At 40.1% G+C, this 24,798-nt stretch carries 25 protein-coding genes and 2 pseudogenes; 3 read left to right on the forward strand and 24 right to left on the reverse strand.

Annotation, left to right across the window (positions count from 1 at the left end; all coding sequences use genetic code 11):
- Positions 1-132: 132 nt before the first annotated feature.
- The 18 genes and pseudogenes from ACUN2T_RS01540 to ACUN2T_RS01625 all read right to left on the reverse strand — a co-directional run bounded on the left by ACUN2T_RS01540 (position 133) and on the right by ACUN2T_RS01625 (position 14,778).
- Entirely contained in the window at positions 133-1,194 is a 1,062-nt protein-coding gene (locus ACUN2T_RS01540; RefSeq protein ID WP_445495939.1) for an NAD(P)/FAD-dependent oxidoreductase, read from the reverse strand.
- 3 nt (positions 1,195-1,197) lie between these two features.
- Positions 1,198-1,569 (reverse strand): cupin domain-containing protein, encoded by a 372-nt coding sequence (locus ACUN2T_RS01545; protein ID WP_445495940.1) that lies wholly within the window; start codon positions 1,567-1,569, stop codon positions 1,198-1,200.
- Positions 1,566-2,606: an ABC transporter substrate-binding protein gene (locus tag ACUN2T_RS01550; RefSeq protein WP_445495941.1), complete on the reverse strand. Its 1,041-nt coding sequence runs from the start codon at positions 2,604-2,606 to the stop codon at positions 1,566-1,568. Before ACUN2T_RS01550 ends, ACUN2T_RS01545 begins: the two co-directional genes overlap by 4 nt.
- Complete coding sequence (locus ACUN2T_RS01555) at positions 2,587-2,991, reverse strand: DUF3291 domain-containing protein (protein WP_445495942.1); 405 nt, start codon at positions 2,989-2,991, stop codon at positions 2,587-2,589. Before ACUN2T_RS01555 ends, ACUN2T_RS01550 begins: the two co-directional genes overlap by 20 nt.
- Positions 2,988-4,553 (reverse strand): class I tRNA ligase family protein, encoded by a 1,566-nt coding sequence (locus tag ACUN2T_RS01560; RefSeq protein ID WP_445495943.1) that lies wholly within the window; start codon positions 4,551-4,553, stop codon positions 2,988-2,990. The genes ACUN2T_RS01555 and ACUN2T_RS01560 overlap by 4 nt, the downstream gene beginning before the upstream one ends.
- A gap of 26 nt (positions 4,554-4,579) precedes the next feature.
- Entirely contained in the window at positions 4,580-4,978 is a 399-nt protein-coding gene (locus ACUN2T_RS01565; protein ID WP_445495944.1) for a cupin domain-containing protein, read from the reverse strand.
- 1 nt (position 4,979) lies between these two features.
- Positions 4,980-6,293, reverse strand: coding sequence for a SidA/IucD/PvdA family monooxygenase (locus tag ACUN2T_RS01570; protein ID WP_445495945.1), 1,314 nt, complete (start codon positions 6,291-6,293; stop codon positions 4,980-4,982).
- Complete coding sequence (gene ectB, locus ACUN2T_RS01575) at positions 6,290-7,594, reverse strand: diaminobutyrate--2-oxoglutarate transaminase (RefSeq protein ID WP_036837733.1); 1,305 nt, start codon at positions 7,592-7,594, stop codon at positions 6,290-6,292. The genes ACUN2T_RS01570 and ectB overlap by 4 nt, the downstream gene beginning before the upstream one ends.
- A gap of 44 nt (positions 7,595-7,638) precedes the next feature.
- Positions 7,639-8,121, reverse strand: coding sequence for a GNAT family N-acetyltransferase (locus tag ACUN2T_RS01580; protein WP_445495946.1), 483 nt, complete (start codon positions 8,119-8,121; stop codon positions 7,639-7,641).
- A gap of 3 nt (positions 8,122-8,124) precedes the next feature.
- Positions 8,125-8,622, reverse strand: a complete 498-nt coding sequence (locus tag ACUN2T_RS01585) for a hypothetical protein (RefSeq protein WP_445495947.1) — start codon at positions 8,620-8,622, stop codon at positions 8,125-8,127.
- A 451-nt stretch (positions 8,623-9,073) separates the two neighbouring features.
- Complete coding sequence (locus ACUN2T_RS01590; RefSeq protein WP_445497777.1) at positions 9,074-9,799, reverse strand: hemagglutinin repeat-containing protein; 726 nt, start codon at positions 9,797-9,799, stop codon at positions 9,074-9,076.
- Positions 9,800-9,853: 54 nt separating this feature from the next.
- Positions 9,854-10,122, reverse strand: a pseudogene (locus tag ACUN2T_RS01595) (hemagglutinin repeat-containing protein); the annotation flags it as partial.
- Positions 10,056-10,832 carry a ShlB/FhaC/HecB family hemolysin secretion/activation protein gene (locus ACUN2T_RS01600; protein WP_445495948.1) on the reverse strand — a complete coding sequence of 259 codons (777 nt, stop codon included), beginning with the start codon at positions 10,830-10,832 and terminating at the stop codon, positions 10,056-10,058. The pseudogene ACUN2T_RS01595 and the gene ACUN2T_RS01600, both read right to left, overlap by 67 nt.
- Positions 10,799-11,332 (reverse strand): POTRA domain-containing protein, encoded by a 534-nt coding sequence (locus ACUN2T_RS01605; RefSeq protein ID WP_445495949.1) that lies wholly within the window; start codon positions 11,330-11,332, stop codon positions 10,799-10,801. Before ACUN2T_RS01605 ends, ACUN2T_RS01600 begins: the two co-directional genes overlap by 34 nt.
- A gap of 682 nt (positions 11,333-12,014) precedes the next feature.
- Positions 12,015-12,590 (reverse strand): AidA/PixA family protein, encoded by a 576-nt coding sequence (locus tag ACUN2T_RS01610; RefSeq protein ID WP_445495950.1) that lies wholly within the window; start codon positions 12,588-12,590, stop codon positions 12,015-12,017.
- 36 nt (positions 12,591-12,626) lie between these two features.
- Positions 12,627-13,148 carry an AidA/PixA family protein gene (locus ACUN2T_RS01615; protein ID WP_445495951.1) on the reverse strand — a complete coding sequence of 174 codons (522 nt, stop codon included), beginning with the start codon at positions 13,146-13,148 and terminating at the stop codon, positions 12,627-12,629.
- A gap of 471 nt (positions 13,149-13,619) precedes the next feature.
- A complete protein-coding gene (locus ACUN2T_RS01620) occupies positions 13,620-14,240 on the reverse strand; it encodes an AidA/PixA family protein (protein WP_445495952.1) in 621 nt (206 codons plus the stop codon).
- A gap of 16 nt (positions 14,241-14,256) precedes the next feature.
- The gene (locus ACUN2T_RS01625) at positions 14,257-14,778 is read right to left on the reverse strand and encodes an AidA/PixA family protein (protein ID WP_445495953.1); all 522 of its coding nucleotides are present in this window, start codon (positions 14,776-14,778) and stop codon (positions 14,257-14,259) included.
- A gap of 485 nt (positions 14,779-15,263) precedes the next feature.
- Between ACUN2T_RS01625 and ACUN2T_RS01630 the strand changes: the two genes are divergently transcribed.
- On the forward strand, positions 15,264-15,752 hold the full coding sequence (locus tag ACUN2T_RS01630; protein WP_445495954.1) for an autoinducer binding domain-containing protein: 489 nt from the start codon (positions 15,264-15,266) through the stop codon (positions 15,750-15,752).
- Positions 15,753-16,557: 805 nt separating this feature from the next.
- Here the strand turns inward: ACUN2T_RS01630 and ACUN2T_RS01635 are convergent.
- Positions 16,558-17,148 (reverse strand): inclusion body family protein, encoded by a 591-nt coding sequence (locus ACUN2T_RS01635; protein ID WP_445495955.1) that lies wholly within the window; start codon positions 17,146-17,148, stop codon positions 16,558-16,560.
- 641 nt (positions 17,149-17,789) lie between these two features.
- On the opposite strand from ACUN2T_RS01635, the gene ACUN2T_RS01640 reads away from it, so the two are divergent.
- Positions 17,790-18,518, forward strand: coding sequence for a LuxR family transcriptional regulator (locus ACUN2T_RS01640; protein WP_445495956.1), 729 nt, complete (start codon positions 17,790-17,792; stop codon positions 18,516-18,518).
- 463 nt (positions 18,519-18,981) lie between these two features.
- On the opposite strand, the pseudogene ACUN2T_RS01645 reads toward ACUN2T_RS01640, so the two are convergent.
- The 5 genes and pseudogenes from ACUN2T_RS01645 to yihI all read right to left on the reverse strand — a co-directional run bounded on the left by ACUN2T_RS01645 (position 18,982) and on the right by yihI (position 22,826).
- Positions 18,982-19,415: pseudogene (locus tag ACUN2T_RS01645) on the reverse strand (transposase).
- A 178-nt stretch (positions 19,416-19,593) separates the two neighbouring features.
- A complete protein-coding gene (gene ltaE / locus ACUN2T_RS01650; protein WP_445495957.1) occupies positions 19,594-20,652 on the reverse strand; it encodes a low-specificity L-threonine aldolase in 1,059 nt (352 codons plus the stop codon).
- 94 nt (positions 20,653-20,746) lie between these two features.
- Complete coding sequence (hemN, locus tag ACUN2T_RS01655; protein WP_445495958.1) at positions 20,747-22,120, reverse strand: oxygen-independent coproporphyrinogen III oxidase; 1,374 nt, start codon at positions 22,118-22,120, stop codon at positions 20,747-20,749.
- 2 nt (positions 22,121-22,122) lie between these two features.
- Positions 22,123-22,302 (reverse strand): high mobility group protein Z, encoded by a 180-nt coding sequence (locus ACUN2T_RS01660; RefSeq protein WP_445495960.1) that lies wholly within the window; start codon positions 22,300-22,302, stop codon positions 22,123-22,125.
- Positions 22,303-22,313: 11 nt separating this feature from the next.
- Positions 22,314-22,826, reverse strand: a complete 513-nt coding sequence (gene yihI / locus ACUN2T_RS01665; protein ID WP_445495961.1) for a Der GTPase-activating protein YihI — start codon at positions 22,824-22,826, stop codon at positions 22,314-22,316.
- A gap of 371 nt (positions 22,827-23,197) precedes the next feature.
- Here yihI and ACUN2T_RS01670 point away from each other — a divergent pair, with 371 nt between their 5' ends.
- Positions 23,198-24,661, forward strand: a complete 1,464-nt coding sequence (locus tag ACUN2T_RS01670; protein WP_445495962.1) for an ArnT family glycosyltransferase — start codon at positions 23,198-23,200, stop codon at positions 24,659-24,661.
- Positions 24,662-24,798: the final 137 nt, after the last annotated feature.

The raw sequence follows: 24,798 nt of genomic DNA on the forward strand, positions 1-24,798 counted from the left end.
ATTAAGTATGCAAATGTTAAATGAAGACTTTTTCAAGGCTGGGGTTTTGCAGGCCAGATTTGTCATGGAGGTACAGATAACGGATAGAAGTTAATTTACTGATTTACCTGAATTGTTCTTAATACAATGGGACTAAATGCATAGGCGTTCAGCTAACTGTTGACTGAATTCACGTGCAGCCCAGGGAATATATTTGGCACCCCTTCCGGAGAAACCGCTGAAGATTGCAATATCGCGATCAGGCAGACACTGCATTTCTGGCAGATAGTTGGCGGTGTAGCCATCATATCCATTTCGCCCGTCTACGACGGTGCTCTGACAGAGAAGGAGTTGATTTGCTAACTGGTGATGACGTGCATTCGCCTGTTCTGGCTGCCAGTGAAGCTGGTCGGGATCTGATGCATCATACTGCGTAGCTCCACCCACAAAGAAAAAAGAGGAAGATTCAGGGCGCAGGTAGCCTCCTGAATTTTCATCAATAACACACTGCTCCGGTGCATCGGATTGCATACTTTGTAGACAACTGAGCGGAATAGTTCGACTGAAGATCTGACTCTCCGGGTACAGTTGCGGCGTGTGAGCTCCGGTTGCAATCACTGCCAGCCTGGCCGGAAGTCTTGTACCTACTCCGGTGATCACTTCAACTCCGCCCGGCACTTCCCGCACCGCTTTAACGGGTGAGCCTTCGAGAATTTCTACACCATGAAAACGCGCTTTATCGACGAAAATATGCGCCGCTTGACGAGGATTAACATACCCACCAAGCGGCTCCCACAACGCAATGCGCCCGTTGGAAAAGCAGTGATGTTGTAGAGCAGGAAAGCGGCAGGCAGATTCGGCTTCACTTAGCATATGAATAGGGTACTCATCGGAAGAAAACTCGGCAATCCGCTCACGAGCCAGTGCCTGATGTTCGGCTTTTAGCAGGTAAACCAGGCCACAGCGGGTAAAGACATCGGGATGCGTTACTGCGATCTCGCTCCATACCTTAATGCCTTGGATACTCTTTGTCATCAGAGCATACAGTGGATCATAGACGCGTATGATCCCCCGTGAATGTGCTGTTGCTCCTCCGGCGCCGGGCACTGTCGCTTCCAGCAGCAAAATTTTAAGTGGTAATTGACTGCACCAGGATGCCAATGCACTACCAGCCAGTCCTCCCCCAACGATAATGAGGTCCCATTGTGAAGCCATGTCTCACCCTCTGTTTTGGATACTGTTGCCCCCAAGAGGGCCAAAAAAAATCACCCATGTTCTGAAATCGCTGCTGAACGATTCAAAGCGATGATCAACATAAGCGGGAACAAATAGAAAATCTCCAGCCGAGAAATTGACATAGGTTTCACCCCGACGGAAAACACCATGACCGGAACTGACGATATAAATTTCGTCCCTGTCATGCGGTGTTTGAGTATCCACTCCGACAGGAGAAAAGAGTTCAACGGAGAGCTGCCCCCTTTCAAACAGCACGGCAAAAGGCTGTGGCAGGCAAGGAAGGAAAGTCGCTGTTTCAGACTCATTGATATGTAAAATATCGTCAGGAATATTTGTATCGGATACTACACTCATCTTGCATTGCTCCCGGTACTCAAAATAGGCAGATCGTTCTTTGAAATCAGTCCCCATTTTAGTCCCTGTAACTCCCCTTGTGGCGAAAGGGTCAATTCACCATAAGGGGTTTGCCAGCGTTGCTGACGCAAATGCGCTATTAATGCTTCTCCTTGCAGATGTGGATTGTGTCGCCAGCTGTCACATAGCGCCCGAATAGCCAGATAACTCGTAAAGAAATAAGCTCCCGGTTGTCTCCCCGATAGCGCGAAAGCCCTGCTAAGTAGCTGAGATTGAGTATGATCCAGCATATTTCCGCCATAATTAATGAGAAAAGGCACGGCAATATTTGGATGTGTCAACTGTCGTATTGCTGGGCCATATGCATCATCCGACAAAATGACTTTTGCCACCGGAGAAAAGGCATATCGCTGCATTAACCCAAAGGAAAACGCTTGACTGCCCAACAGATAGACGACACTACTTTGTAAAGCCAACTGTATTATCTTTTCATCACCGATAGCAGGCGAAGCAGACAGATAAACGTTAGCCGTGATACTCATAGTCGCCAGCGCGGCATTCAGCTGATCGGCAAGACGTTCTCCATAATTATGCTGTTGCGCCAGGATCAACACCCGCTCGTCAACGGAGCAGCCTGCGATAAGACACCGTAACTGTTCATCATCATGGCCAAAAAAACGCAGCGTATTTCGCTTTTGGCGACATAACTCAGGATGGGAACTTCCAGGCGCGATAAAAGGCAGTTCGCTGGCTTCATAGAGAGGGCTGGCCGCTAATGCGGTAATACTGCTGAAATGTCCCACTACCGCATGACTGCCAGCCGAAATGGCTTCCCGTGCCGCCTTTTCCGCTTGCTTGGCCTCACGCCCATCATCGAAGTAACGCAGCCTGACAGTTATCCCGGCGTCGCTGACCGCTAGCCGGGCTGCCATCAATAAATCCTGTAGATTGGGACCATCACTTTCACTGAGTGAAAGCTGGTGGCAATGATGGTCACCATGAAGACAGTTGGTACGGTTAATCCATTCTGGTAACATCTCTGTTTTCCTGGTTCACTCCGCTGCATAATACGTAAGGTTCATTCTGAGCATCAAACGGCTGCTTGAAGGTAAATGCATAGGGTGTAACGCCATAATCGTGTAAATGCTCAAGCCGGTAACATGCCTCACGCCAGCATGGTTGATGATGTTCAGATACCCACCAGACGACGTAGATAGGCCAGTTTTGTTTGCCGAACCAGTCTTTCTGGTAGTTTGTCATCCAGACAATATCTTCCACCGGTTTGGCCCGGTCGATAAAGCCTTTCGACTTTTCTGCTTCAAGAAAAACATCGGGGGTGCGATCGTCAAACTCCTGAACCTGTATATCGCCATATGGAGAACGAAGTATGGAAAAGGTCATCAGGCAAGTTTTGGAAGTCATACACTTTTAACCTCTTTGCTACTGATACAGGGAGAAAAAAATGACGAAGGTAAATCGCACAGATGAAGGAAGTCTGTCGTATTCAGTGTCATCTGGTCTATTGCCGTTAACCGATGGAATAATTTTTCACTGCTCTGTGGCATTAAAGGCCAGGCAGCTTGCGAGAAACATTGCAGTAACCAGCCAACCCCCCGTAATGACTCTGCATCATGATATTGAGATAATGTCATCTCAATAAATTTCATCAGATGTAATAAGTCTTCCGCGGCTTGTCGCAAATGAAAACGTTCTAGGGTATAGCTGGCTAAAATCCGCTGACGGGCAGATTCACCAATTTGGCGCCATGTTGCTGACAGCGGCGGTAATGGCGTAACGCAGGTTGCCACTTTTTGATTCCATGCTGCGGTAATGCTTAGCCAACTTTTTTCCAGAGAGTTCTCAAGCACCCTCATCATATCCGCTTCATTAAAGTTGGCTTTTTCAAAACCGGGGGTATTAAACGCTGCATAAAAGCGAATGGCATCCACACTACAACGTTGCGCCAAGTCAGATGCCCACACGAGATGATTGTTGCTGGTAGAGAACTTGGCGTGATCGAGATTATAGAACTCATTAATCATCGTTGCCCAAGGCAGCCAACGTCCGTTATCGATTTGCGACAGCATGGCGACATGTACCACTGCGTAAAAATAGGAGTTATCAAAACCAAAGAAATTAACGGGTACAGGAACATCATTTAACTGTGGATCCCGCTCAATAGCCCGTTGATAACTGTACAACAACTCCGCCATAACTTCCGGCCAGGCATTGATCACCTGACCAGGGAAATCAGCATGGGCCATAGAGATACCCCAATTTCCCGGCATAGTGACCGGAAAATCCGGCAGAATCTTAGACAGAGCATCTTCTGCAAGCCATTGGTAGCGCTGACGAAATCGCTTGTTTTGCTGATAGAATTGCGTAATCGGCTGGCGGAAACGCTCCAGTTCGAGTACTAATACCTCTGAGTGGCGAATCGTCACCTCGGTTGACCCGCTGTTTGTCACACGCGGCGTAATAATGGTTTCAGCATTCGTCAAATTACCACAGGCTTCACAGATGCCACATTTACAGGCGGCTAAACAGACTGGACAGTAACCTGAAATACCCGCTTCATCGTGCCAGATTTGTTCTTTCTCACTGTAAAAGAATGGAAAGTGTTTTTTAACTAAAACACCACGCTGATAAAGCTGATGGAAAAGATTCCGCACCCAAGTTACGGCTTCCTCTTCCGGTAAAAAATAATCAGCTACATCAATATGATAGAGTTTAAGTGTTTTAATAATATCATCAGTCCAGTAACGATACAGCGCTTCCGGATCGCGTTGCTGACGTTCCGCCGTCACGCGTACATAAGATTGATTAATATCGCTGTAACAGGTCACAAAGCTGTGCTGGCCTTGCAAACGTGCTGCCCGGGCAAATACATCACCCGCCAGAAACGGACCACTCATGTGCCCAACATGTAGCCCGCCGTTAGGTGTTGGAGGCGGTAATGTGATAATAAAACTGGTTGGCGTCATTTTGGCTGCCTTAATTTGATCATCATTTAAAAAACGGAATCAGAGCTACCGCTCATATCCCAGTAAATATCTAACATCACAAATGGGATCTTTTCTGAACGGTTGCGTAACTGATGTTCTGAAAAACGCGGCAAATAAACCACATCGCCATAGGATATGATGGCCGTCTCCCCGTCGATGAATAACTCAGCTTCACCACTGATAACAATAAATGTCTCTTCTTCGTCATGTGAATGCCGATCAACATCTTTACCGGGCTCAATCATTACCCAGATACAGCCAAATTCAGTCAGTGGTCGTTGTGTGTTAACTTTTCCTTTCCAGGGAAATAACCGCCGGAGTTTGCAGTTATATTCATCGGTATACTGGATATCTGCTTTACGGCGGATCAGGGTTTCAATTTTGCGGTTAGTGACTTCTGACATATTATTCACCCATGCTGTGGTTTCTGTACTTGGTTGTCAGAAAATGCTCGATTTTCTCTGCTATTAACCAGGAGCGAATTGAAAGCAAACTGAATGAACCTGCGTCACCAAAACCATGAGTTGATTCACATAAGCCGTTAAGAAAAAAAGGCGATAACGGTTTATCATTGCTTTCTAAACAATAATCCCGCGTTACATGCAGGGATCCATCTTCCCGGCGCTTAAAATGGTCAGCTACATTGGAAAGTAGTGGATGATTACGCTCCTGATTTTCCTCACTGCCCATATTTTTGAAGCCGGTGGCAAGAATGACGCCATCAACTTGTAATTTCCTGACTCTGCCAGAGATTTTATTTTTATAATAAATTTCTATGCCCGACTTATTCTCTGTAACCTGGGAAATATCGGTCATATTGTGCAGCGCAATATGTTCTCGCCCGTCCAGCTTCTGTTCGTAAAGTTTTACATAAAGCATTTTGATCACATCGTGATCTGCGGAGCTGTAATTACTGCGCCACAATTCTCGAGTGAGCGCTTTTTGCTGCTCAATATTGAGCTGATAAAACTCATCAACAAACTCAGGAAAATAGATATGTTCAGTAAAAGGGCTGACATCTTTGAGCTGATAAGAGTAGCCTCGGAAAATATTATGTATTCGCAGATGTGGATAACGGGAGGAAAGATCCAATATTAATTCTATGGCACTTTGGCTATTACCAATCACTGCAACAGATGTTAAATGACTTTCTACTTGCCATTGCGACAGTGCTGAAGTCACGCGGGTAAAATGAACGATCCTCGATGAGTGACACTGCTCGAATTGTGGTGGAATATAGGGTGTCCTTCCTGGCCCGAAAGAAACCACTTTCGCAAGCAAGCTTCTTCCGAGGCTGGTTTCAATCCGGTATCGATCGGAAAAGGTACTGTCCAGCGTAATGATGATGACTGTCTCTCCATAGCTCACCCAGCGATCAAAATGACGTGCTACCCAGCGTACATAGCGCGCATAATCTTTCCTTAAAGCAAACTCCAACCCGAGATTGAGATACTCAAACAAGCGGTTTTCACTTTTCAGATAGCTAAGAAAGCCGTAGGGACTGATGGGGTTACGCGGCGTGACAAAGTCGCGCAACGGGTTGTGCTGTATATCCGAGCCAGCCAGTAGCATTTCAGGTTGCCAGTCCGGTGCGGTGTTACTTTCCAGAAATAACACCGAATCTGTGGTTTGTTTTTCTTCTAATGACACGGCAAGGGAAATATTACCCGGCCCAAACCCTATGCCGATCACATCGAATTCTTCAATAATATTACTCACAGGCTCACCTTCTTGATGGGTAACGTTGTTTCAGCATGCCTTAATGACTGAATAATATTTCGTGTAGCCGCAATGATTCGCTCTGCCCCTTCTTGTAATCTTTCATCTTCGATGGTTAAAGGCGGCATACACTTAACGACCTCGTTTTGTGGTCCACAGGTTTCAATCAGAAGTTTTCTTTCGAAAAGAGAGCGACTAATTTTTTTAGCCAGAACTGAAGCGGTAAATTTAATTCCTACCATCAATCCCTTGCCTACAATGGAGAATGGTGTGTCCAGATCTTGTAGTTCGGACTGGAAAATAGTTTTCAGAAACTGCTCTTTTCTCTTTATCTGCTGCGAAAAGCTCGCGTCTCCCCAGTATTTCTTCAGAGCTACGGTTGCCGTGGTCATGGCGAGATTATTGCCCCGGAAGGTGCCGTTGTGTTCACCTGGGTACCATTTATCGAGATCTGGAGAGATAAGGTTGATTGACATGGGTAATCCAGAACCGCTGATCGATTTTGAAATGCAGACAATATCCGGAGTAATGCCAGCCTCTTCAAAGCTGAAAAAGTTTCCTGTCCGGCCACAGCCAGCCTGGATATCATCAATGATAAGCAGAGATCCAATTTCCCGGGCCAATGTGGTAAGCCCTTGTAGCCAGGCTACGGAGGCGCAGTTGAGTCCTCCTTCACCTTGAACACATTCCAGGATGAATGCGGCGGGCAGATCAATACCATTGCCAGGCTTACACAACATATCTCTAATGAAACTTAATTGCTGACCAACATCTGTGACGGAAAATTGATCGTAAGGCAGTCGTAATACTCCCGGTATTTGCAGACCAGTAGATTGCCGCTTGGCAGGATTTGCTGTGATGGAAAGCGAGCCTAAAGACATGCCGTGGTAACCGCCAGAAAAACAGGCGATAGTGTGTCGTCCAGTGACCTTACGTGCCAGTTTCAGTGCGGCTTCAATCGCATTGGTTCCTGTCGGTCCGGTAAACTGAACTTTATATCGCAGATGGCGTGGCGCCAAAATATATTCGTGTAAAGTGGTAAGAAAGGTTTCCTTGGCTTCAGTATGCATATCCAGCCCCTGAAGAATGCCATTTTCACTTAAATAATGTATTGCCGCTTCAATCATGGAGGGATCATTATGTCCATAATTGACAGATCCCGCTCCGGCAAGAAAGTCTAAATATTCATTACCCTGTTTATCAAATAGTAAGGCATTTTTACCTCGCGAAAAAATAGAGGGAAAATTCCGGCAATAACTTCTGACCTCAGATTCTATGTTTTCAAAAACAGAAAGGTTCATAAGTAACCTCTATTATATAAATGTTGCCCGGAAAAAGCAGAATATTAACGACATTCAATTTGATAATGATACCAACTGGTTCTACTATCCGAGAGGCTGTCATATAACTGTTGAGCGGTAATATTATTTTTCTGAGTTGTCCAGTCTAGGGAAAAGAATTTCCCTTGCTGTTTTGCCCATTGCAGTGCATGTAAAATAAGGCTTTTTCCTACTCCTCTTCCACGATAATCTGGAATAACATATAAATCATTTAATAATGCATTTTCAACCGCATTAACACTGGAGAAAATATAATAAATTGTCGAAAATCCTATAGCATCATCCTGTTCATTCAAACAAAGATATTGTCGGCCTTTTTCTTTATTATGGATAAATTGAGAAAAGAATAGTCTATTCTTTTCCTCATCAGGTTCACTGACACCATAGAACCTTTGATAATCTGCCACCAGTTTCAATAGACTGGAAAAATTCTTCTCATCCACAGGTACTATTTTCCACGGTGTTTTTAAATTAGATAGTTGTGTCATAGATTATTCCTCTTGTTGTAATTGTTGTTTCATTTTCTCTTCCTGCTTTTTCTCTATCTTTAAACCGATAAATGAAATGACTACCACGCTGATAATTGCGATAAGTGAGTAGATGGAGAGTGCCAGACGACTATCAAAATGCGCAGCGCCAAAGTGGATACCCAGCGCATTCATGACATTCACTGCGTATTCAATAACGTCTTTGACCTCTTTTTCTGAAGGATGAATAAAAAGTTCTTCCGAATAAACAATTGCACCACTTGACAATGTTTGTTTTTTGTACAGAGATGTATTGGTGATGTAGTGTGTTTTATTCAAACTCACGCTATCGACGACATACTCTTTCCCTTTGATAAAGTTATCTTTATTGTAGGAGGCCACATAAACTGTCGGTATATTTGCACTGATTATAATGCAAATACTTGAAAATACTCGCGAATAAAATTCACCAGCGAGATATTGCCCGCTGGAATAGGGGTCAACAATCGCAACAGTTTTCATGGGATACTCCGTCGATATTTACTAAAATTCATCCAAGCATAAAACATATACAAAGTAAATAGGCTTATTGCATTAAGAGAACAAAACTATATATTTTGTGACTTATGTAGATAAAGTCTATTCTTTTCCGCTTAATTGATGGTACGGATATAATATCAACCATTGAAATAATAAATCAGCGTTTATACATCAGGAAAAAAATATAGGGAAGCGGCGATAATGATTTAACTGTCCGAATAATATTAATGCCTATGGTTATATCTTCACTGTCAATATCTACTATTACAATGGGGCCTGATTGGATTGCTCAGATATAAACGGATGGGAAATATAACTTATGAAGGCTTACCTTGCTCATCTGGTAAAAATAATATTGGACATGAGATATAAACAGTAACAAAAAGATCCTTCATTTGAAGGATCTTTCATGAATAAATTAACCAATAACAAATTAATGAGATTTACGGTTAATTATTTCGCCATTAATTGTACCGTTTTCAGTTTCATTACTATAGGTTTTCACCAAAGGTATTTTACCGGACAGTACACCGTCCTGGACTTCCTTAATAATTCCGCCAACAGAATCAGGCAATACTAAACTGCCGCCTTTGCTATTGTCATAGCCTGTGACAGATTGTTGTTCCACATTTTGGGTGTTAAGAGTGACATTACCTTGTGCACTACCAATCTGACCACCAATCAGATGTGTATTTCCTTTTACATCCAGATTAACGCTCTGATTACCGGAAATTACCGATTGTTCACTGACAGTTTCCCGATCTTTAATATCGACATTACTTTTGAATTTACCTGTAACACCATTAATCCCTTTAATATTATTAAGGCTATTAAATGCAGAGGCTAGTCTTTCTTGTAATCCTTTCTGCCGTGGTTCTTCTGTTGTGTTTTTCGATGGATCATCTTTCGACACATCGTCTTTAGAGGTTTCATCTTGAGGTGTATTACCTTTAGTTGCCTCATCTTTGGGGATGTCATCACTTTTGACTTTAGATTCTTTCGTGTAATTAATACCGGCATCAACACCGACATTTAACCCATGCTCAGTATCTTTCCGGCTTTCAACACGCAAGTCACCGCCAATACTGCCTTTTACCTGATCAGCATCTATCCGTGCTCCGCTTACTGTTGTGTCACCGCCACTGCCTTTCAGGTTCACTTCCCAACTATCGTTATTAATCCGATCCTGAGCAGATACCAGTTCGATATTTCCTTGTTTGGCATTCAGATCGATCTGCTTACCTGTCACTTCAGTGCCTTTTAGCGTCAGGTTATTGCCTGCACTCAGATTGACGCCTTGCTTACCGCCAATCTCACTTACCTGAGCTGTGGTGCTGTTTTCGTCGTGCTGTTGGTGGCGTTATCAAAACGGATATTACCTTTAGCATCTACACTGGCTTTGCTGGCGCCGGCATTCAGGGATGTACCCTGATATTCGGCATCCCGCTCGACATGGATATTAATGTCATCTGTTGCGGTAATTTGGCTGGTGACTGCTTCGGTTGTGGAAGTATGGCTGCTTTGTGTGTCGCCTTTGCCTTTACCGTTAGGGTGATTAAACCGGTGGGGATTATGTGTAAATGATTGACTCCGAGTTCAAACACACTCAGCGTCTGGCTGCTGACGTCGATCTTGGCGTCATTGATGTAATTGATGTAATTCTTGTAAATAAGCTGCCCGCTGACGGTATTAATCTGAGACTGATTGCGATAGAAGGCAAAATCAGAACGCATCCCTATTTGCTGAGTATTCCCATAAATTTTTACGGTGTTGGTTTGCAAATGGGGATGAGTGGCATATTGGGAATAACTGCCAAATCCACTGAATATTGCTGCGCCGTAGGATACGGAATAGAGAAGGGTAGCCGCGCGGCTGTAGCGATTGGCTGGGCTATCCAACGTACTACTGGCATTTAGGCTGATAAAATCGGATAAGCCGAATGGACTATCAAAACTGGCATTGGTGCGAGTTAGCCATTTTCCGGTACTTTTCTGCCCATAATTATCGGTGATGATATTCAGCAACCAAGGTTTACTGTGCTGATTATGCAGTTTAACGACTGAGCCGCCATTAACTGTCCCCGGTAAAATATCCAGCGTGGTTTTATTGGACTGTAACCGGTTAGTCTGATCTAAACCTTGATCAAGTTGCGTGATATTTAGAGGCTGTTTTTCCAGACCGGGAAATAACATACTGCTGTTAACCCAACGATCGCCCCCTCGATTTTCTCAATAAACCCTTCAATAACATTTATCCCTAACTCTCCGTCGGCATCGGGAGCAATAAACTGAATACGGGCGGTGACATAGCCTTTACTGATATACAACTTCGTCAGCTCATGGCTGAGTCGGTTGATATCATGACTACTGATACACTCCGGGGATAAAGCGCTGAGAGTATTTAACTTCCGAACAGAAAGAAGCGAGATCCCTTTCAGATAAACACCTGTTAACCGCAGACATTGCTTGGATTCTGGCAATACCGGCGCAGGCGTTGATTCAGGGACAGTGTTAGCCTGCTGTTTTAATTGCTGATATCGGCGTTGTTCTATCAGTTGGTTAATTTCCCGGGAACTATCTTGCAACGTTCTCCTGGCCTCAGTCATCGGCAGATTATCATTTAACTCTGCTGGTGAAGCGGTTATTGGAAAGGAAATAGTACACAATATTAAAATAGATATTATTTTTATCATACATTCACCGATAAGGATGATATTTTATTCCATAAAACAAAAATATGGGGTTTTAGCCTGATAGGTAATTGTATGCGTATTGGCTAACTTATTCGTTATTAAAGCATACTCCTGGTTATATCATGCTCTGATTAATGAGTGGCGTTTCTGTTACATCTCGATTTTCTATTAGAAATTTCAATTAATTGGTTATTGGGATAATAATGAGTTAATAAGAGTACTTATTTTATTGTTTATTAATGAATTAACTTAAGTGGAATGAGTAACAGGAGGTGATTTTGACGGATAATAGAATAATTATATTAGGAATATCTTTAAATAAATATGGCATTAAGTCAAATAAGTAATGATAAGATAAATTCCTATTCGATGTTGTTTAATTTAAAAAATGATAGTGTCTAATGTGATAGTTTTTATAAGTGATTTTTTATAGAAATGAATAATAGAAGGGATAGCGCTTAAATCTTAAATAGAATAATTGTTGTAATATTGTTAACCCAGTCACATAGTTATCTATGCTCTTGGGGATGCGTTCACTTGCCGCTGCGCTGCAAATTGAAATCTATTGGGTATAGGTGAAATTGATAAAACGGACAATACTGGAAAATTATTAAAATAATTTTCCAGTACAAGGTTATCTTATCTAAATACTTTTCTATTGGCTACATAGGTTATATTTAAATTAATTAATGATACTAATTACAGTATTGTCTGTAGTGTAATAACAATAACCAACTAATCCACTCTCCGGATCGTCTTTTGTTTTCGCTCTATTATAGATAGCTATATACCATGTGTACTCAACGTTACCTGCACCGGTTAGTGTAGATTGTTGATAGACATTGTTATCGCTTTCGGGTATAGGGGTATATGGTGTATTTTTTATTCCTTCTGAGGTTTCCATATTAGGCACCATAACCATAGACGTTTCTGGTAGTAATTCTGGGGCAGTAATCAGTGTTGGGGGTGCTTTTGTCTCCATCTTATATAAAAATGCTTGATGGTCAAATTGGGCAGATAGGCTTGAAGATCTCCATCTAACTATATCACCAATTCTACCTGTAAGTATAAGTTTATCTGAGGCATTCTGGTTTATGGAGTATATTTGATGTTGAGTGGTAATATAATAAAAATATTTCCCATTAACTTGAGTTGGATTATTTCTATATGGGCTTAATGTCTTATTGTCATCGGACATGTCCGATAAGATAGATTCTACATCAACAGCGACAAGAATATCAATAGTATTGTTGTTCATGATTTTTTCTCCATTGTTCGATATTTTTATGTACTATTAACCCTTAACGATAATGAAAGGATCATGATCAATATATCCTATAAGATTTGCTCCTTGGTATATAGACATATTCCAAAGATAATTTTCACTTCTATCAAATGTATCTTTAGTTGGAGCGATAGCTTCTGATTGATGATAATAGCTTGTTACCATATGACAGTTATTTGGGTCGTCGCTATCCGTATATGGAACATTAATGGGACTAATAAAAAGTTCTGGCTGGCTTATATTAACACTTACTTCTCCGCCTGACATTGTTTGTAAAAGTACTGCGTAGTAATATTGTTGTGTTAAAGATATTGGTCTCCATCTGATAGAATCACCGCTATTAACTGTTATTATCATTTCCCCTGTAGCATTATCTGTAGGGGCATAATATGTACCTTTAGCTTTACTTCTAACTATATAGTACATGTATTTATTATCTACCTGAATGGAATGGTCAGGAGACAGGTGATAGTTGTTAACGATAGATTCTGCATCTACACAAACAAGAATATCTACGATATTATTACTCATTTCTATGCCCCTTCGTTAAAAGTGCTAGATTGCTAATATTAGGTCGTTAAATAACTATTTATATAATTAATCATTAATGCTCAAAAAGCTACTAGTATAATTGATAGTTTATAAAATAAAACTACTGATATATTTATCAATGTCTTTCTTAAATATATTAAAATCTTACCTTTAGCTCTTTTTAAGTGTGAATGCTGTTGAATTATTTTATAGGTTGTTTCGATTTATTCTATAAATTTATATTGTTTTTTAAATCAATGAATCATTGATAAATAACAAAATCATATATAGATTCAGTACAGATATTTTAAGTAACAATAAGACTTTTTTACTATACAGAGTTAGATATATTAAGGTGTATTTTTTATTATAATTAATTTGGTACATACGAACTTGAGATTAACGAATTTAAATCCAATGTCGGGTTTATTATTCGCTTTATTTTATTGCAACTAGATTCAATAAAAATATTCAGTCAGTTGAACTACTAATCGTAACAGTAAGCGGCAGGCCATTTAAACCCTGTAGGCTTTCTTTGCTTGATAGACCATGAGAACAATAACCAATAAGTTTCGATCTATTATAAATAGCCAGATACAATGCATAATAAGAAAATCCTGTGTTAAGTAAAGTGGATTCCTGATAAGAAATATGCTCCTTTTGATAGGTAATAGATGGGGTTATGCTATTTTTTTGTGGAATGGGAATATCAGTGACCTCTTTAATAAGGTTTACAGGAAAAGAAATATTATTCTCACCAGTTATTTTTTTCATATCGTATAAAAGTACTTGGTATGCAGATTGGGCAGATAAGCTCGAAGCTCGCCATCTAACTATGTCGCCAATGTTTCCTGTAACTTTAAGGTTACCTATATTATTATAGGTTTTCTGTTGACTTGTCATATAATAAAAATATCTACCATCACGTACGGTTGGTTTTTTGTAGTCTTGGCTAAAACTTAATTCCGATGTTTGGATATCTTGTATGATAAGTTCTACATCAACAACGATAAAAATATCAATTATTTCAATTGATTGATTGTTATTATTCTTGGGGGTTTTAAGGTTATTTGAACTATATATATTATTCATTATGTTATCCTAATAATCATATAGGGAATGTTATTTTCCCTATTTCTAAAGGGATATGTTTAATATATCCCTTTAGCTCTTTTTGTTGATATATAGCCATTAACCAAGAATATGTTCCCCCGCCTGATCCAATAGCCACTGATTGAAAAAAACTTTTCTTTTTTAATTCTTTTTCTATATCTAGTCTATCACTATTATTTACAATATAACCAGAGTTTATTTCACTTTGATCTAATTTTGGATTTGTTATAATATTGTTGATAATTGTTCCTGTCATCTTATATAAAATCGCTGCATACTCAAATTGTTGTGATAGAGATATTGCTCTCCATCTAATATTGTCACCAATATAAGATTTTATTTCCATTTTTCCATTAGTGTTATTTTCAGGAATATAGATATTGCCAAAATTAGTAATATAGTAAAATAATTCATCGTTTATTAGAGTAGGATTTTCAGGATCTTGGCTTAAAAAAGGATATTTTTTAATAATAGATCTGGCATCTACACAAACAAGAATATCTACAATATTACTCATTCCTATGCTCCTTCACTGAACTAAGATGCTTGAAGAGTTAGTTATCACCTAATAATTGACCATTAAGGTTGAAATTTCTACTGGTATAAATCATAGTTTATATAAGAAAGTTACTGATATGGTTTAGAGGCTGGCTTAGTGCATGAAATAAATTTGGGAATGTACCGGTGATTAATTATTTAAAAAAGAAAAAATATTTATTCTAGATTAATATATTAAAATAATAGATTAAATTGCTTTAAAAGCAGTGCAATATGCTTTTCAGATAGCTATGAGATATGTGCATATGTTGTTTGGATCGATGATAAAAATTTCAACCATATTGATATAGTTCTTCTGATTAATGGATAAAACATAGTTGGTTATCCAATTCTTCGATTTTTTATCACAATAAATAAAAATTTTACTTATCAAATAAAGTTTCTTCTACTATGATAAATATTGAGGTTCACTATCAATACTCTGAATTTATAAGAGGGAATTGAATGAATATTCACCGACCGTATATTTCACCCTATAAATTTCATGAATTAGATGTAGATGTTCACTTTGTAGCTGAAATTTGTGAACTTATTGATAAAATTTCAGGATTTAGTTTGTTTTCTCTTGTATTAAAAACTCGTTTCCCGGTATCTGGCCGAGAAGTGCATTTTTTTGATAATTATCACGAATCTTGGAGGGCGCTTTATATAGAAAAAAGGTATTGGATGATTGATCCTGTTCTACACTTCCGGCCTGTACCGCCTGTTTTTTCAAGAACGTGGGACTTAGATTTTTTTTCGGAATCCAATGGAAACGAACTTTGGTATATGACGCAGGAACATGGGTTTCGGTCTGGGATTACATTTGGGCTTCCAGCATTTTCGGGAACTTATGGAATATTCTCCGTTGCAGGAAAAGATGGACCCATTGATAGCGATACAATGTATAAATGTAGTGGGGAGATTCTAAAGGTATCAATTAGAAATTTTTAGATTCTTATATTTTTCACTTTATAAAATAATCTATATATTATTACCACAATCATATCGATAGTGGTTATAGATAACGACCTGAATGGATTAAAGAGTGAGTTTTAATAAAGATTTGGAGGCTTCATCATTGTTGGCTTTATTTTCACAATTGTGAATAGGGATCAGGCATGATTCTATCTGACAAAATTGAAATGATATTTTTTTAAAATTGGAAAACACATTCAATCAAATACTCTTCTCCTTTGGCAGAATTGTAATGTCACAGTTCTGCTTGTTCTTTGCTTAATGTTTGGTAATAGATTCAAGATCCAATAAAGGGAAAACGTAAAATTCTGCTCTAAAGTGCTTATCGGAAACAAAAAATTTCGCCAGATAATCTATCGTGCTATTTATTAAATAATACTTCAACAACACTCATTTGGAGTCATTCTGTCTGTGCAGAGAAAATAGAAAATTGCGTTTACGAAAAACTTGTGATGATAAAATCTCTAATGAAGTATTGTAAAGGAATAAAAAACTGTTTATTCTCAGAATAATGATGTTGTACTTACTACTCGAAACCGAATTTCATTATTATATACCCGTTATCTTTCAAGTTGCCTCTTTGTTGGCTGCACTCGCTCACCCCGGTCACATAGTTCGCTATGCTCCCGGCGATTCACTCCCTTGCTGTCGCGATGCATCTTGAAATCTATTGGGTATATGAGGTGATATTAATTATAGATATTTAGGTGTAATTGATAAAATAAAATACTGGAAAATTATTTTAATAATTTTCCAGTAGGAAATGAAAGTATACAAATACTTAGCTATTAGTTACTTCAATATATGGATCGTATCGATAATAACCCAGGAGTTTTGTACCGTCATAAGCGGCAAAAAACCATGTATATCGTTCTACACCTGGCTTATGAGCCGTTGCTTGAAAATAACTATCTCGAGATTCAACAAAAATTGGCTTAGGTTCATCCTCTCCTGCATTAACTCCTGAAGGGATCATTGGTGTTTTTTTACCTGTTGGGTTCTGTGACCATATTTGTGATGGGACAGAGATGATATCATCTTCTGAATTAAGCTTTTTAAATTTATACAATATAATAGAATAGTCGAAATTATTAGATACAGTTGTAGCCCTCCATCTAATATTTGCATTAATAGGAACAATTATACGAGCACCAGATGAACCACTCACGGTCATTCCAAACGCAGGAGTATAACTCACTATATATACATGCGCCTTGATTATTGTTGGATCTTTCGGATCCAGAGAATTTTTAATCTGGTTAGTACGAATAAGTTCAATAATTGAATCAACATCAATAACAAAGGTAACATCGGCTGTAACAGAGTTCCTGGCTGTAACAATATTATTTTTATCTTGAATTACTTCACTCATTATAATACCTCTTTATATACTTAAATTATCTATTGGAAATTTCACTTATTAGTCGAATCTGCCGTACATTATTATTTTAATAAATTTCTTTTTTTTTAATGATTAACTATTAAAGCAGAAACATCCACTGGTATAAATCATAGTTTATACGGAAAAATCACTCATATATTTACCAGGGGTTGATTTATATAGTTAACTATTTAAGTTAACTTATTGTTACAAAAGATAAAATACAAGAATTTTAGATTGGTATATTGAGTGATTGATTATATTGTAAATGGTTTAATATACTCCATATGGATATATACCCTTCATCTTTCAAGTTGCTGCTTTGTTGGCGGCTTTCACTTACCCCAGTCACATCGTTATCTATGCGCCTGGGGATATGTTCACTTGCCGCCGCGCTGCAACTTGAAATCTATTGGGTATATTATATTTCTATATATTGTTTTATCTGATTATTAAAATTTAAATCATATTGATATAGTTTATTTTGTTTACGAATAGTACATTGTGACTTATCAAATACCTTGCTTTTGTATAGCAGTAAACGATTATTTTATTTATTAAATTGAAGTTTTTCTACTATAATTAATGCTGGGATTTACTATCAATATTCTTAATTTTCAAGAGGACATTGAATGAATATTTATAGAACATATACCTTACCCTATAAATTTCATGAATTAGATATAGATGCTCATTTTGTGGCTGAAATTTGTGAAATTATTAATAAAATATCGGGGTTTAGCTTGTTCTCTCTTGTCTTAAAGGCTCGATTTCCTATATCTAACCGTGAAGTGTATTTTTTTGATAACTATCATGAATCTTGGAGAAACGTTTATATAGAAAAAAAGTATTGGATGATTGATCCCATTCTGAATTTTCGGCCTGTTCCACCTTCTTTTTCAAAAGTATGGGATTTAGATTTTTTTTCAGAATCTAATGGACAAGAACTTTGGTATGTGAATCAGAAACATGGGTTTCGTTCTGGGATCACATTTGGGCTTCCTGCATTTTCAGGAACTTACGGAATATTTTCTGTTGCGGGGAAAGACGGGTATATTGATAACGAGACAATGTATAAATGCAGTGGAGAAATTTTAGGGGTATATATTAGGATAATAAGATATTTGACATCAAACGCAAAATATTTGCAATCGTTCTATATAGATGAAACTTCATTTTCAAATAGAGAATTACAAATATTAAGGTATACCGCAGATGGGATGATATCCAGTGAAATTGCAGAAACCATCTGTGTAACTAAAGGTACCGTTGATTTTCACCTAATGAATATCGTTAAGAAACTGGGCTGTAGAAATAAATTTCAGGCAATAGCTAAAGCTGTATTACTGGGCTACATATAATTAATATCAATTAAAACTATTAGATATTTGTATTTTTTACTTTGTAAATTAATCTGAATTATTAATGTTATTATCCAAATGGATTGATAGGCGAATTTGAACAAAAAATTACTTATTACCTCCGTATCTTCATTGGTACTATTGTAAATAGGAGTTGGAAATATTTTCTCTGACGAGATAAAAATGATATTTATTAAAAATTTAAAAACAGCTTCAACCAAACGTACTTCTCCTTGGGCAGAATTGCAATATTACGTTCTGCCTGTTCTCTGCTTAATATATGTATAATTCTGAAGTTGTTAGTGACTGTTTAAGTCATTGTAATGTGCCTGTTAATCCAATAAAGGGTGAACGTTAGACTTTATTCTAAAATTTTTATCGACGATAGGCGACTTCCCCAGATAATACGTAGGGTTATTCATTAAACAATACCCGTTAAAGTCATTATATTGGAGATAAGAGCCTATCCCAATAGGGTTTTATTCCAAACGATAATCCCGCATGCAAAATGTAACATCGCTTCATAGTTTTCGACCTTCTTTTCCCATCGGGTCAATATCCGACGAAAGCGATTCATCCAGCTATGAGTTCTCTCGACAACCCATCTTTGCGCTTTAAAGCCCGTATTTTGCCAGGCATCTGATCCTTCCTTGCGAGACTGGATGTGTGGCGCGTAACGCCGACTTTGTCGATAGCTTTTCAGCCATTCAGCATCATAGCATTCAGGGTGTTCCATTGGCAGCCCGTTCTGAGCACAAAGAAGATGGCATCCATCGCGGCGCGGTTATCAACACGTTTGCGATGTGTCCCTGGCGGATGCTGAGTTTTATGTTTGGGGATAAGTAGCCTCATTTTTTCCCAAAGTTCATCACTGAGCCGCCATTTGTTGTTTGTCATACTCTATACCTTTCGAAATTATTCATTATAGAATATGACAATTCCTTTTGGGATAGGTTCTTATTTTCTTATATTAATCAAGAGAACTCTATTAATGACAATAGTATTCCTTCATGCATAAATAGAGCCAAATTTGATAAATGGCGCTCAAAATACTGTACAAACCATTCAAAAAATTTTAACCATAAATAGCACGAGTTTCCGTCACATGCTCACGCTTATCAGATCCAGCAACAGTAAGAAATTCACGCCACAACGTAATCAATCGCTCAAGATCAGCACGGGAAACATCAAGGTGCGTCACTAAGCGGGTGACAGAATCTACGCTCAGAATCACACCTCGTTCTTTCATCCAAGGCCCCAACTGCGCAGCTTCGTGCGCAGGTATGCGTAAAAATACCATATTAGTCTGTGCCCCAGACGCCAAAACGTCCACACCCAGCGCACTCAATTGTTCAGCCAGCCACTGGGCATTATCATGGTCCTCACGTAACCGTTGAACATTATGCTGCAAGGCATAACGCGCTGCGGCAGCTAATATTCCGGTCTGACGCATTCCTCCCCCAGTCATTTTGCGCCAACGCCGTGCCTGCCTGATGTATTCTGCATCACCACACAGTAAAGAACCCACTGGCGCTCCCAACCCCTTGGACAGACAGATGGTCAGAGTATCGCAATACTGAGAGAGAGTACTCAGTGGCACATCTAACGCCACAGCCGCATTGAAAATACGCGCCCCATCAATGTGCAATGCCAAGCCTTTCTCCTGCGTAAAAACGCTGGCCTGTTGCAAATATGCCAGCGGTAACACATTACCACCGTGTGTATTTTCTATGCTGAGTAAACGGGTTCGGGCGAAGTGAGCATCATCCGGCTTAATAACACTCGCAACAATATCCAGAGGCAATGTGCCATCAGCCGCCATATCAATCGGTTGCGGCTGTATACCGCCCAATACGGCAGCACCACCCGCTTCATAGAGGTAGTTATGCGCTTTCTGACCCACAATATATTCATCACCTCGCTGGCAATGGGTGAGCAACGCCACCAAATTAGCTTGCGTACCAGTAGGTAGAAACAGCGCAGCTTCTTTACCCGCCAGTACAGCGCCTTCGTGTTCAAGCTGGTTAACATTAGGATCGTCGCCATAAACATCATCGCCCACCTCCGCTAATGCCATGACCTTACGCATAGCCTCGCTGGGTTGGGTAACCGTATCACTACGTAAATCAATCATAGGTGGCTCCTGTATATTATTTTGAAAAATTATTTTGCTTAAATAACCAGAGGATAATCTTTTTTATATCCGATAATGCCATTTGGTTGAATAATCAAATCACTCTCGAAAATTGTCGCTGGCGGACCTGCTGGCGCAGGTAAATATCAAAGCACATACAGATGTTACGGATAAGCAACCGGCCCCGTGGTGTTACCTGGATCTGTTTTTCATCCATTTCCACCAGCCCATCTTCAACCAATGGTGCCAATAATTGCAAATCTTCCGCGAAATACTGGGTAAAACTCAGATTATATTGTTGCTCAATATCAGCAAAATTTAGCCGGAAATGACAGATCAGAACCTTAATCACATCACGACGGATACAATCATCCTGAGATAGGGTTAAACCACGCCACAGGGCATGCCCCTGTTTTTCGACCTGCGCATAGTAGGTTTTTAACTCTTTCTGGTTCTGAGAATAACTATCGCCCAACATGCTGATAGCAGAAACGCCTATTCCCAGAAGATCACACGCTTCCTGAGTGGTATAACCCTGAAAATTGCGGTGTAACTTCCCTTCCCTCTGAGCTACCGCCAGTTCATCATCCGGACGCGCAAAATGGTCCATGCCAATAAACTGGTAACCATTTCCCGTCAGTGTTGCGATGGTTTCCTGCAAAATATCTAACTTTTGTTCGGCACTTGGTAAATCATGCTCTTTAATTTTACGCTGGGCGGCAAACAAATTCGGCAAATGAGCGTAATTGAAAACACTCATTCTGTCCGGTGATAACGCTAATACGCGTTTCAAAGTGAAAGCAAAACTTTCAGGTGTCTGTTTCGGCAAGCCATAAATCAGGTCAATACTGGTGGAATTGAAACCGGTTTCACGGGCACGTGCTACCAGTGCAAAGATAACCTCTTCATCTTGTTCACGATTAACCAAGTGCTGTACTTCTTTATTAAAATCCTGCACTCCCATGCTCAAACGGTTAAAACCTTCACTGCGCAGGTGATTAATCACATCCCGTTCAATTTCACGCGGATCGATTTCAATAGAAATTTCAGCATCCGGCAAAAAATTAAAATGGTGACGCAACATTCCCATCAATTTACTGATTTGGTTTTTATCAAGATAGGTTGGCGTCCCACCGCCCCAATGCATCTGGCTAACGTTACGGCCAGAAAACAGTTTCGAACGCTCACAAATTTCACGCTCAAGCAGTTGCAAATATTCATCTGCTTTATGCTTCTGGCGAGTCACCAATTTATTGCAACCACAGAAATAACAGAGTTTATGGCAAAATGGGATATGGACGTAGAGAGAAAGCGATCGTTCAGGGTAACAAGCAGCCGACTGCATAAATGCTGCATTATTATACTGTTGATGGAATTCCAGCGCCGTAGGGTATGACGTATAACGGGGGCCGGAGTAATTGTATTTCTGGATCAAAGGCAGATCCCAAACTATGTCTTGCTGAGACATTCTCATTCCTTCCGATGTTCCGGTCTACCAAAACGCAACGCTTGCCAGTGTTTGATGTGTTGCGCCGTGGTGACTCTGCGCAGCCGGATTTTACGCCGCGACAATCGCCATAGTTTACCCAATAACCACAGCAGATAACATACTAACAGTGTGGTTATCAGGATTAATCCGCCTTTGATCATGGAGGATTAAATTAATTGCCTTTCAGCAGTTGCATAATGTCATCTGGCTTCTCTTCTTCGTCTTCTTCCTCACCTAGCTCAATCCCCAGTTCTTCCATCAGGACATCAATGCGATCCAGTGTGGTGTCAACATAGACATTATCTTCTTCAGACAGTTTTTCGCCATTTTCCAGTCGCTCCAACAATGCATCCAAACGATCATCGTTTTCCAACATTGCCAGCTCTTCCTGTGGCGACAGGCGTGGCTTTGTCTCAGCTTTAGCTTTGGCTGCCACGGGTTTCATCGGTGTCTCTCCGACAATCAGTGGAACAAGCACTTTACTGCCAAGACGTGGATCATGCGGCTTCCTGCCTGCTTGATGTTTGTCGCTGTTTTGTTCCTTATGACGGCTACCTGCCGGATTACCACTGTGCTTTTTCTGGCGCTTACGCTCACGCCCTTCCGCATTCAATTCTTCGCGGTTTTTTCTTTTCTGTTTACCAGCAGATGCTTTTGCCGGTGCTTTTTTCTTTAACTGGTTCATAGCCCGTTACTCAGTTTGGTTTATCAGGGTATTGCTGCGGCGGAATCTAGCAGAAACCTCACGTATAGAAAAGCGCCACAGATAATTCTTTCTCTGTGACTTGCTCCCACCACTAAGTCACCAGTGACTCAAGTGGGAGCTTCTTATGACCTTTATTAGCCACAGCTAATAGCCAGACCACTGGGCTGTTGGCTATCCATTCTCCCCTAATCCTAAAAGTTCGCTTCACTTTCAATGAGAATTTAGGGGGAAGAATGCCGCAATGTTGTTAAAAACCTAAAAATCTAGCTAAAGTCCTTTATTATTCATGATTGGTTTAACCATCAACGAATATTCTATTAATCTTGGCTTTCAATAAGTGATGAATTGATATGCTTTTTTCTGATACTTCTTCCTACAAACCCGTCTATTTATGGGTAATTGGTTATGCTTTGTTATGGATTATCGTGAGTTATTCATTTGACCCAACTGTCCCCTATGATGCCGTCGAAGCATTGAACTGGGGTAAAAACGGAGAATGGGGCTCACCTAAAAATCCGTGGCTGGTAGGCGCAATGATGCTGCCTGCTATCCATATAAGCGGTATTTCATTAAGTTTTTACTGGTACTTCATACACTTTGTCGCTATCGCTATTGGTATGCTGGGTGTATGGCATCTGGCGTTCCGACTGACAGGGAAAAAAGAGCTGGCATGGCTCGCCATGCTAACATTGAACCTATCTGGTATTATCAACTTTGATATTATCCCTTACAACGATAATTATCTACTGATTATGCTATGGCCGTGGACGATGCTGTTCTTTCTGCGGGCAGTGTATGACAACCCATACTGGTGGATAGCATTTGCACTCAGTTCCGGGCTGGCAACGATGGGGAAATATTCCTCTCTGGCATTGGTCGGCTCAGTTTTTCTACTGACTCTGTTTGTACCCAGAGTTCGTCAGTGTTACCGCCAACCGGCTCTTTATATCGCCCTGGTTATCTGGTTTATGCTGGTACTGCCTAACGTTTGGTGGCTGTGGAACAATGATTTTGCTGCTTTCAAATGGGTAGATTCACAGATTGATCGCGGTTTTAATCTGCACACTACCAGATCGTTATTATCCGTGTTTTATCCACTGATTATTGTTGGCATCATTATCTACACTCTTGGGGGCCGTATTGGCTGGCCAAAAGAGCAACTGGCCCGACTGGCAAACATGGTTATTCTGTTACCGTTACTGATTATCTATTGCTGGTTCTCATTCAATGAAGGCGGAAGAATGACTGAATGGTTACAACCCTTTATGTCTGTTTCATCAGCGCTGTTGGTCAGTTCCATTACCCGTTTTCCACAAAAATCATTACTCAGCACCCTGCGAGGGTTGATTGTCGTCGCGGTATTGATCTTGACGGGATATATGTCGGTTATGATTGCCAATGTCCGTGGTGCCGGCCATGAATTTGAAGGTATCAAAGATTTTTCCTGGCAACTGGAGCAACGCTGGCATCAACTCTATTCAACACCACTTCATTATGTCGGTGGCGAATACTTGCATCATTGGCTAACTTTCTACGCGCCAAGTCAACCAGAAACGATCCAACCCTGGACGCAGGAAGGACAAGCACCCAATATCTATAACCGCCATGTCAAAGCAAGCGATATTGTACGCGACGGCGCTATTTTGATCGGCGGAAAGGGAAAAACCTGTGAGCAGGAAGATTTTCACCATGTTCTGCAAGACTGGCCGAAGCTGAAAATAAAGAGTACTGAGGAGTTTCTTTTCCAGCCTGAACCTGAAACGCAACCAATACTGATCTGCGTAGGTTTTGTGTCACCGGAAAAATATCAGTAGTTTTCTCTGAAATTTGAAAGCCCGTTTCACGGGCTTTCAAACTGTTGACAAACCCCATGTTTTAACATGACATTGTTTTTTATTATTTTCATATAACCACTTGCTTATTTAACTAAATGATTTCATTATTAATTATA

The organism is Photorhabdus machadonis (assembly GCF_052657765.1).

Coding starts and splice junctions, on each gene's coding strand:
- ACUN2T_RS01540 (WP_445495939.1), bottom strand. CDS start 1,194: ATGGCTTCACAATGGGACCTCATTATCGTTGGGGGAGGACTGGCTGGT.
- ACUN2T_RS01545 (WP_445495940.1), bottom strand. CDS start 1,569: ATGAGTGTAGTATCCGATACAAATATTCCTGACGATATTTTACATATC.
- ACUN2T_RS01550 (WP_445495941.1), bottom strand. CDS start 2,606: ATGTTACCAGAATGGATTAACCGTACCAACTGTCTTCATGGTGACCAT.
- ACUN2T_RS01555 (WP_445495942.1), bottom strand. CDS start 2,991: ATGACTTCCAAAACTTGCCTGATGACCTTTTCCATACTTCGTTCTCCA.
- ACUN2T_RS01560 (WP_445495943.1), bottom strand. CDS start 4,553: ATGACGCCAACCAGTTTTATTATCACATTACCGCCTCCAACACCTAAC.
- ACUN2T_RS01565 (WP_445495944.1), bottom strand. CDS start 4,978: ATGTCAGAAGTCACTAACCGCAAAATTGAAACCCTGATCCGCCGTAAA.
- ectB (WP_036837733.1), bottom strand. CDS start 7,594: ATGAACCTTTCTGTTTTTGAAAACATAGAATCTGAGGTCAGAAGTTAT.
- ACUN2T_RS01580 (WP_445495946.1), bottom strand. CDS start 8,121: ATGACACAACTATCTAATTTAAAAACACCGTGGAAAATAGTACCTGTG.
- ACUN2T_RS01585 (WP_445495947.1), bottom strand. CDS start 8,622: ATGAAAACTGTTGCGATTGTTGACCCCTATTCCAGCGGGCAATATCTC.
- ACUN2T_RS01600 (WP_445495948.1), bottom strand. CDS start 10,832: ATGTTATTTCCCGGTCTGGAAAAACAGCCTCTAAATATCACGCAACTT.
- ACUN2T_RS01605 (WP_445495949.1), bottom strand. CDS start 11,332: ATGATAAAAATAATATCTATTTTAATATTGTGTACTATTTCCTTTCCA.
- ACUN2T_RS01610 (WP_445495950.1), bottom strand. CDS start 12,590: ATGAACAACAATACTATTGATATTCTTGTCGCTGTTGATGTAGAATCT.
- ACUN2T_RS01615 (WP_445495951.1), bottom strand. CDS start 13,148: ATGAGTAATAATATCGTAGATATTCTTGTTTGTGTAGATGCAGAATCT.
- ACUN2T_RS01620 (WP_445495952.1), bottom strand. CDS start 14,240: ATGAATAATATATATAGTTCAAATAACCTTAAAACCCCCAAGAATAAT.
- ACUN2T_RS01625 (WP_445495953.1), bottom strand. CDS start 14,778: ATGAGTAATATTGTAGATATTCTTGTTTGTGTAGATGCCAGATCTATT.
- ACUN2T_RS01630 (WP_445495954.1), top strand. CDS start 15,264: ATGAATATTCACCGACCGTATATTTCACCCTATAAATTTCATGAATTA.
- ACUN2T_RS01635 (WP_445495955.1), bottom strand. CDS start 17,148: ATGAGTGAAGTAATTCAAGATAAAAATAATATTGTTACAGCCAGGAAC.
- ACUN2T_RS01640 (WP_445495956.1), top strand. CDS start 17,790: ATGAATATTTATAGAACATATACCTTACCCTATAAATTTCATGAATTA.
- ltaE (WP_445495957.1), bottom strand. CDS start 20,652: ATGATTGATTTACGTAGTGATACGGTTACCCAACCCAGCGAGGCTATG.
- hemN (WP_445495958.1), bottom strand. CDS start 22,120: ATGTCTCAGCAAGACATAGTTTGGGATCTGCCTTTGATCCAGAAATAC.
- ACUN2T_RS01660 (WP_445495960.1), bottom strand. CDS start 22,302: ATGATCAAAGGCGGATTAATCCTGATAACCACACTGTTAGTATGTTAT.
- yihI (WP_445495961.1), bottom strand. CDS start 22,826: ATGAACCAGTTAAAGAAAAAAGCACCGGCAAAAGCATCTGCTGGTAAA.
- ACUN2T_RS01670 (WP_445495962.1), top strand. CDS start 23,198: ATGCTTTTTTCTGATACTTCTTCCTACAAACCCGTCTATTTATGGGTA.